The organism is Streptomyces sp. TRM68367, assembly GCF_014495685.1.
Lineage (GTDB): Bacteria > Actinomycetota > Actinomycetes > Streptomycetales > Streptomycetaceae > Streptomyces.
Genome location: NZ_JACTVI010000095.1, coordinates 24,003 through 30,838 on the forward strand (window position 1 = coordinate 24,003; position 6,836 = coordinate 30,838).

Consider the following 6,836-nt stretch of genomic DNA (forward strand, 5'->3'; position numbering starts at 1 on the left):
GGCGTGGGCCGAACTGGCGCTGTCACCGGCGCACAAGGTGCCGTACAGCGACGACGGCCTGCAGTGCGGCGGCCGGACGCAGCAGCACGGGCCGGGGCCTGTCGGGCATGCTGCCGCGGCGCATGCTGACGGCGGTGACCGTGACGACGGGCGCCGTCCATGCGGCGAGCGCCGCGGCCCGCACCGCAGGGCTGGGCTCGTGCCGCAGGACGAGCCAGGTCCAGAAGGCGGCGTCGGCGAGGGAGTCGGCGTAGTCGCCGAACGGGGACACGGTGCCGTGGTGCCGGGCCAGGCGGCCGTCGGCCAGGTCGAGGGCGATCGCCAGCAGGCCCGACCAGCGGCTGTGCCCGAGGGCGGTCGCGGGAAGGTTGCACCGCAGCAGGGTGAGCACGTCGGCCGACGAGAGCCGGGCGCGGTCCTCCAGCAGGCCCAGATGCAGGACGGTGAGAGTCCAGCTGGTGGCCACCCACGCCCGGGCTCCGGGAGCTCGGGCGGTCGTGAACAGCAGCCCGTGCAAGGCGCCGGCCTGCGCGAACGCAGACGGGCGCCGGGCCGCCTGGCGCACTGACCGGTGAGCGGCCAGACACAGGAACCGCCCCACGGCGCCAGGTCTCCAGCGACCGGTGCGGAGCGTCTGCAGCAGGGCGTCGGTCGCCGCGCGGCTGTCGGTGAGCTCGGATACGGGTACGGACACGGCCGGCGGTCCCTCCTCGTGACTGCGGTGTGCCGAGTTCACCGTAGGCGGCCGACCTGGTGGGGAACGTGAGCGCGCTTACAGTTCCCGGTCGCAGAACGGCCGTAGCGTCGTGGGCATGGCGCTACGGCTCGTGCCGGGCGCGATCTGCATGGCGATGGGGATCGGTCAGCTCGCCTCCAGGGGCGAGATGCCGGCCGTCCTCGTACGACGACGGTGAGGCGAAGGCGAGGAGACGATGACGGTGCACGACCCGGCAGGACCGGCCCCATCGGGATCGGCAGACGGCGCCCGTACGAAGCAGGACCGGGAGGAGGTGTTCATCGAGTTCACCAAGTCGGTCTGCCCGCTGTGCAAGACGCCTGTCGACGCCCAGGTCAACATCCGTGACAGCAAGGTCTATCTGCGCAAACGCTGCCGTGAACACGGCGAGTTCGAGGCGCTGGTGTACGGGGACGCCGAGGAGTACGTGGCCTCTGTCCGGTTCAACAAGCCCGGCACCATCCCCCTCACCTTCCAGACCGAGGTGAAGGACGGCTGCCCCAGCGACTGCGGGCTGTGCCCCGAGCACAAGCAGCACGCCTGTCTGGGCATCGTCGAGGTCAACACCGGCTGCAACCTGGACTGCCCGATCTGCTTCGCCGACTCCGGCCATCAACCCGACGGCTATGCCATCACCCACGAGCAGTGTGCGGCCATGCTGGACGCCTTCGTCGCCTCCGAGGGCGAGGCGGAGGTGGTGATGTTCTCCGGCGGAGAGCCCACCGTCCACAAGCACATCCTCGACTTCATCGACCTGGCCCAGGCCCGCCCGATCAGGAACGTCACCCTCAACACCAACGGCATCCGGCTGGCCACCGACCACCGCTTCGTCACCGAACTCGGCCGGCGCAACCGGACGCCGGGCCGCTCGGTGAACGTCTACCTGCAGTTCGACGGCTTCGACGAGCGCACCCACCTGCAGATCCGCGGCCGGGACCTGCGCGCGCTCAAGCAACGGGCGCTGGACAACTGCGCCGAGGCGGGACTGACCGTCACCCTGGTCGCCGCGGTCGAACGCGGCCTGAACGAGCACGAGCTGGGCGACATCGTCGAGTACGGCATCGACCACCCGGCGGTCCGCTCGGTGGCGTTCCAGCCGGTCACCCACTCGGGCCGGCACGTGCAGTTCGACCCGCTGCAGCGGCTCACCAACCCCGACGTGATCCGGCTCATCAACGCCCAGCGTCCGCAGTGGTTCGCCAAGGGCGACTTCTTCCCCGTGCCCTGCTGCTTCCCCACGTGCCGTTCCGTCACCTACCTCCTCGTGGACGGGGAACCCGGCAACCGCACCGTCATCCCCGTCCCGCGCCTGCTGAACGTGGAGGACTACCTCGACTACGTCACCAACCGCGTCCTGCCCGACGCAGGCATCCGCGAGGCGCTGGAGAAACTCTGGTCCGCCTCGGCGTTCATGGGAACGCAGACCACCGAGGAGAAGCTGCGAGCCACCGCCGAGGCCCTCAACTGCGCCGGGGACACCCCCCACGCTTTGGGCAGTGGGGGAGCCTGCGGCATCGACCTGCCGGAAGCGGTGAAGGACCTGACCGACAACGCGTTCATGATCGTCGTACAGGACTTCCAGGACCCCTACACCCTCAACGTCAAGCAGCTGATGAAGTGCTGCGTGGAGGAGATCACCCCGGACGGCCGGCTCATCCCGTTCTGCGCCTACAACTCCGCCGGCTACCGGGAACAGGTCCGCGCGCAGATGTCCGGCGTCCCCGTCGCCGACGTCGCCCCCAACGCCCTGCCGCTCGCCGACCGCCTCACCGACACGCCGTACGGTTCCAGGACCGCACGCACCGAAGGGAGGCCGTGATGGCCGACGACGACCTCAAGGCGTGCTGCGCGGCGGCGTACTCCTCCGACGTGGTCGCCCTGCTCCTCGGAGACTCGTACCACCCCGGCGGCACCACCCTCACCCGCCGCCTCGCCGACGCCCTCGGCCTGGTCACCGGCGGCCGGGTGCTGGACGTCGCCTCCGGCCGCGGCACCACCGCCCTGCTCCTCGCCGGTGCCTACGGCGTGCGGGTGGACGGCGTGGACTACTCCCCGGCCAACACCGCCCTCGCCCAGGGCGCCGCCGCGGCCGCGCAGCTCACCGAGCAGGTCTCCTTCACCACCGGAGATGCCGAGCAACTGCCCTGCCCGGACGGCCTGTTCGACGCGGTGGTGTGCGAGTGCGCCCTGTGTACCTTCCCGGACAAGGAAAAGGCCGCCGCCGAGTTCGCCCGCGTCCTCAAACCCGGCGGCCGTGTCGGCATCACCGATGTCACCGCCGAACCAGGCCGGCTCCCCGCGGAACTGTCCACGCTCGCCGCGCGGATCGCCTGCATCGCCGATGCCCGCCCACTGGCCGAGTACACCGAGATCCTCGCAGCCGCGGGGCTGCGGACCCTGCGTACCGAGCGCCACGACCAGGCGATGCTGAGGATGATCGACCAGATCGAGGCCCGGCTGAACCTGCTCCGGCTGACGGCCTCGGACAGGCTCACCGCCGCCGGCATGGATCCAGCCGCAGCGCCGGCCACGCTGAACGCGGCCCGCACCGCCGTTTCCGACGGTGCCCTCGGCTATGCCCTCCTCGTCGCGGAGAAGCCCCGGCCGGACAGGTGGATCACAGCATGAGTCCAACGCCCTTTGAGGCCGTGTTCCTCGCGTACGACGGTGTCGGCCACGGCGACTACTGGCTGAGCCCGTGCGCGCGTGACGCCATCGACACCTACCTCCTCACCCTGAAGACACCCCGCAAGGGCACCCACTGCCCCGCGGTATGGCCGACCGAGCCTTCCGCCCAGCGGCAGTCGCCGGCCGGCGGCCTCGTCGGGTGAACCGCGTGACGCGGCCTGATCCGGCCCGTGGGCGCACGTCGTGCGGTCCCGCGGCACTGCCGTGGCGCACGCCGGGGACTGTCGCGTGTCACTGGGATGTCGAATGCGCCGGTTCCCGATCGACGTGAGAGTGAAGGCAGCACATCCCAGGACCTCAGGAGAACCCCATCGTGACCGTAACCGCGGATATGGCCATCTCCCTCGACGGCTGCATCGCCGGCACCAACGTCTCCCTCGACAACCCGGGAGGCGACGGCGCCGAGCCGCTCTTCGAGTGGATCCACAACCTTGCGAGCTGGCGTGAGCGCCAGGGCATGACCGGCGGCGAGGAGAATTGCGACTCCGAGCTGATGCGCGAGTGGTTCGACGCCACCGGAGCGGTGGTCATGGGCCGGATGATGTACGACACGGGCGAGGAGTTCTGGGGCGACAACCCGCCGTTCCGGACCCCCGTCTTCGTGCTCACCCACCGCCCCCGGCCGACCCTGGTCAAGGAGGGTGGCACCACCTTCCATTTCGTCACCGACGGCATCCACAGCGCCCTCGACCAGGCGAAGGCCGCCGCCGGGGACAGGAACGTCGACATCGCGGGCGGGGCGAGCACGGTGCAGCAGTACCTCAGGGAGGAGCTCATCGACGAGCTGCAGCTGCACGTGGTCCCCGCGCTTCTCGGAGAAGGGCTGCGGCTCTTCGAGGGACTGGGCGCCGGCCGGCGGAGCCTCGAACCGGTCAGGGTGGTCGACACCCCCCTCGCCACCCACCTGAAGTACCGCTTCGTGAAGTGACCCGGCAAGGACAAAGCACGCTCCCGGCCAGATGCCGGCAGGCGGGTGCCCGGACCTCGCACCCAGGGTCATGTTTGGGGTGTGTCGTCCGGCTGGGTGTCGGCGAACTCCCACCAGGCGAGCGGCAGCCAGTCTCCGTCGACGAAGCCGTCGACGGATCCTCCGGTGCCCCGTATGGCCACCGCGGTCCCCGCCGGATAACTGGTGCCGGACAGCCCTGACACCGGGACGAGCAACACGCCGAGACGTCGTGTCAAGGTTCTTGATCCTCTCCGAACCGTACGGAAACAAGACTTCGCAGTCCTTAGATGCAAATCATCTCATCATGCACCAGTCTGGAATATGAGGAAGCACACAGAAGGGTCAGCCCGAGCTGTGTGGATCAAGGCCTGTCTCCGCGACGGACGGAGAGGTCTCCCTGACTGTCGTTTCCATACGTGATCGAGCAAGCGCACATAGTGGAGGTGCTCGACGATGAGGGCTGTCGTGTACAAGGGGCCGTTCGAGGTAGCGGTCGAGCAAGTGGAAGATCCCCGGATCCAGCACCCGAACGATGTGATCGTACGCGTCACGTCGACCGCCATCTGCGGCTCCGACCTGCACATGTACGAGGGCCGCACCGCCGCCGAGCCGGGGATCGTCTTCGGCCACGAGAACCTGGGGGTCATTGAAGAGACCGGTGAGGGTGTGACGACGCTCGGCCGTGGGGACCGGGTCGTCATGCCGTTCAACGTCGCGTGCGGTTTCTGCAAGAACTGCACGGCGGGCTTCACCGGCTTCTGCGTGACCGTGAACCCGGGCTTCGCCGGCGGCGCCTACGGCTACGTGGCGATGGGGCCCTATGTGGGCGGCCAGGCGGAGTACGTACGGGTGCCCTACGCCGACTTCAACTGTCTGAAGCTCCCCGAGGGCACCGAGAAGGAGACCGACTTCGTCCTGCTCGCCGACATCTTCCCCACCGGCTACCACGGCAACGAGCTGGCCGACGTGCGCCCCGGTGAGAGCGTCGCCGTCTACGGCGGCGGACCGGTCGGGCTGATGGCCGCCTACTCGGCAATGCTGCGCGGCGCGAGCAAGGTGTTCGTGGTCGACCGGGTGACGGAGCGGCTGCAGAAGGCCGAGGAGATCGGCGCCACACCGGTCAATTTCACCGAGGGCAACCCGGTTGAGCAGATCCGGGAGCAGACCGCAGGTGAAGGTACGGACAAGGGCATCGACGCCGTCGGCTACCAGGCCCAGGCGCGCGGCGAGGATCGCGAGGAGCCGGCGACCGTGCTGAACTCGCTGGTGGAGACGGTCCGGCCGACGGGTGCTCTGGGTGTGCCGGGCCTGTACGTTCCGCGCGACCCGGGCGGACCGGACGAGCAGGCCAAGCAGGGCATGCTGATGGTCGCCATCGGGCGCCTGTTCGAAAAAGGGCTGCGCGTGGGCACTGGCCAGTGCAACGTCAAGCGCTACAACCGTCAACTGCGTGACCTGATCATCGAGGGACGTGCACGGCCCAGCTTTGTCGTGTCCCACGAACTGCCCCTCGACCAGGCGCCGACCGCATACGAGAAGTTCGACAAGCGAGTGGAGGGCTACACCAAGGTCGTTCTCCACCCGCAGGCGTAAGGGCAGCGGGGCACCCTTGAGCGCCCGGTGGTGAGCCCCGTCGAGGCCCTCTGCCCAGCCCTGGCCGATGGCCATCGGAGATGGCGAGGGGCCGCCGGCGCCCGGTTCGGCGCCGGCGGCCCGAAGGCATTCGGGGCCGGGGCGATTCTCCGGTGCCGGCCATGTCGACGGTGGTCACCCGCGCGCCGACCAGACGAGCCGTCGCGAGTGCGGTGGCGTGCACCTCGACCTTCCAGGTGTCCACGCCGCTGAAGACCAGCACGACGGGTGCGTCCGCGGGCAGGTTCTCGGGGACGTAGAGGTGAGTGGGGACCTGCACGGTCTCTGATCGGAAGTCCACGTCGATCACGTGGCGCTCGAATGGCACCGCGAAGCCGGACGAGGCCTCCAGGAAGGTGCGCAGGTGGTTCTCGTAAGCCCGGGTGTGCGCCGCGTCGCCGCCCAGGACCGGGAAATTGGCGATCCCGTACAGGTGGCTGGCCTTCAGCAGATCACCGTCCTTCTCGGCCTGCTCGGCAAGGAGGGACCACTCGTGCGCCCAGCCCCCGGGGCCCTCGGCCCACAGGTCGCTGATGCGACGGGACATCTCCTCCAGGACAGCGTCCGCGGTACCCCCGAACCGCCACTGGGGCCGCGCTCCTCGATGACTTCGGCGGGGTCTACGGCGAAGGTGAACGGCATGGTGCGGCCCTCCAGAGGGTGAGACGGCGGGACAGCGGGTCCCCAGTTTTCTAAATATGCACCTCAATGCACTGATGCACCATCAGTGCATCTATAGAATGGAGCCAGTGCGAATCGAGTACACGACCGTGACGTCCAGGCGAGGGAACCCACGTGACCCGTTCACCCGCGGCAGCCAAGAGCCCGGCA

At 69.2% G+C, this 6,836-nt stretch carries 7 protein-coding genes and 1 pseudogene; 5 read left to right on the forward strand and 3 right to left on the reverse strand.

What is annotated here, in order from left to right; translation table 11 throughout:
* Positions 1-22 precede the first annotated feature (22 nt).
* A complete protein-coding gene (locus H8R17_RS36780; protein WP_187827545.1) occupies positions 23-694 on the reverse strand; it encodes a CDP-alcohol phosphatidyltransferase family protein in 672 nt (223 codons plus the stop codon).
* 238 nt (positions 695-932) lie between these two features.
* On the opposite strand from H8R17_RS36780, the gene H8R17_RS36785 reads away from it, so the two are divergent.
* The 4 genes from H8R17_RS36785 to H8R17_RS36800 all read left to right on the forward strand — a co-directional run bounded on the left by H8R17_RS36785 (position 933) and on the right by H8R17_RS36800 (position 4,352).
* Positions 933-2,555, forward strand: a complete 1,623-nt coding sequence (locus H8R17_RS36785) for a radical SAM protein (protein ID WP_187827546.1) — start codon at positions 933-935, stop codon at positions 2,553-2,555.
* Positions 2,555-3,364, forward strand: coding sequence for a class I SAM-dependent methyltransferase (locus H8R17_RS36790; RefSeq protein ID WP_187827547.1), 810 nt, complete (start codon positions 2,555-2,557; stop codon positions 3,362-3,364). The genes H8R17_RS36785 and H8R17_RS36790 overlap by 1 nt, the downstream gene beginning before the upstream one ends.
* On the forward strand, positions 3,361-3,567 hold the full coding sequence (locus tag H8R17_RS36795) for an alpha/beta hydrolase (protein WP_262505796.1): 207 nt from the start codon (positions 3,361-3,363) through the stop codon (positions 3,565-3,567). The genes H8R17_RS36790 and H8R17_RS36795 overlap by 4 nt, the downstream gene beginning before the upstream one ends.
* A 170-nt stretch (positions 3,568-3,737) precedes the next feature.
* Positions 3,738-4,352 (forward strand): dihydrofolate reductase family protein, encoded by a 615-nt coding sequence (locus H8R17_RS36800; RefSeq protein WP_187827548.1) that lies wholly within the window; start codon positions 3,738-3,740, stop codon positions 4,350-4,352.
* A 68-nt stretch (positions 4,353-4,420) separates the two neighbouring features.
* Here H8R17_RS36800 and H8R17_RS36805 read toward each other — a convergent pair whose 3' ends face one another.
* Positions 4,421-4,609, reverse strand: a complete 189-nt coding sequence (locus H8R17_RS36805) for a hypothetical protein (RefSeq protein ID WP_187827549.1) — start codon at positions 4,607-4,609, stop codon at positions 4,421-4,423.
* Between the two features lie 217 nt (positions 4,610-4,826).
* Here H8R17_RS36805 and H8R17_RS36810 point away from each other — a divergent pair, with 217 nt between their 5' ends.
* Positions 4,827-5,966 carry a glutathione-independent formaldehyde dehydrogenase gene (locus H8R17_RS36810; protein ID WP_187827550.1) on the forward strand — a complete coding sequence of 380 codons (1,140 nt, stop codon included), beginning with the start codon at positions 4,827-4,829 and terminating at the stop codon, positions 5,964-5,966.
* Between the two features lie 148 nt (positions 5,967-6,114).
* On the opposite strand, the pseudogene H8R17_RS49525 reads toward H8R17_RS36810, so the two are convergent.
* Positions 6,115-6,552, reverse strand: a pseudogene (locus H8R17_RS49525) (alpha/beta hydrolase); the annotation flags it as partial.
* Positions 6,553-6,836: the final 284 nt, after the last annotated feature.

Excerpts from the sequence above, each read along its gene's own strand:
- H8R17_RS36785 (WP_187827546.1), top strand. The coding sequence starts at position 933 with ATGACGGTGCACGACCCGGCAGGACCGGCCCCATCGGGATCGGCAGAC.
- H8R17_RS36790 (WP_187827547.1), top strand. The coding sequence starts at position 2,555 with ATGGCCGACGACGACCTCAAGGCGTGCTGCGCGGCGGCGTACTCCTCC.
- H8R17_RS36795 (WP_262505796.1), top strand. The coding sequence starts at position 3,361 with ATGAGTCCAACGCCCTTTGAGGCCGTGTTCCTCGCGTACGACGGTGTC.
- H8R17_RS36810 (WP_187827550.1), top strand. The coding sequence starts at position 4,827 with ATGAGGGCTGTCGTGTACAAGGGGCCGTTCGAGGTAGCGGTCGAGCAA.